Annotated in this window: 1 protein-coding gene; it reads left to right on the top strand. The window is 68.0% G+C overall.

The window, feature by feature from the left end:
- Positions 1-668, top strand: a 668-nt coding sequence (locus P3W85_RS04910) for a CoA-binding protein (RefSeq protein ID WP_276263942.1), incomplete at both ends; no start/stop codon positions are given.

Genomic DNA, 668 nt, shown 5'->3' with positions numbered 1-668 from the left:
GCAATTCCACAGTCGGCGGTGCTTGACGCCGTGCGCCAGCTTGCGGACCGAAACGTGGGGGCCGTCGTGATCTTTTCCGCCGGTTTTGCCGAGGCGGGACCGGAAGGGATCGCGCAGCAGCACGAGATCGCGCGGATCGCGGCCGAGACGGGCATGCTCATCGAAGGGCCGAATTGCCTCGGCTGCATCAACTATCTCGACCGCGTGCCGCTGACGTTCATCGAGACCGACGTGAGCGCGGCGCAGGCGCAGCGCAGCCGCAGCGAGCCCGCGATCGGCATCCTGTCGCAGAGCGGGGCGATGATGGCCGTGCTCAACACCACGCTGACGAGCCGCCATCTGCCGCTTTCGTATGCCGTATCGACCGGCAACGAGGCGGCCAGCCATCTCGAGGACTATCTGGAATTCCTGCTCGACGACCCGGGCACCCGCGTCGTCGCGATGATTGCCGAGCAATTCCGGCAGCCACGACGACTGCTCGACGCTGCGCGGCGCGCGCGGCGGGCGGGCAAGCTGCTGGTATTGCTGCATCCGGGCAAGAGCGCCGCCGCGCGCGCTTCGGCGGCGACGCATACGGGGGCGATGGCGGGCGACTATGCCGTGATGCGCACCAAGGTCGAACGCGCGGGCGTCGTGATGGCGCAGACGTTGGAGGAACTGGGCGATAT

The organism is Cupriavidus basilensis, from assembly GCF_029335485.1.
In the GTDB taxonomy this organism is placed as follows: domain Bacteria; phylum Pseudomonadota; class Gammaproteobacteria; order Burkholderiales; family Burkholderiaceae; genus Cupriavidus; species Cupriavidus basilensis_E.
Note: the sequence above shows the minus strand (reverse complement) of the source record. Positions and strands in the feature narration are given on the sequence as shown.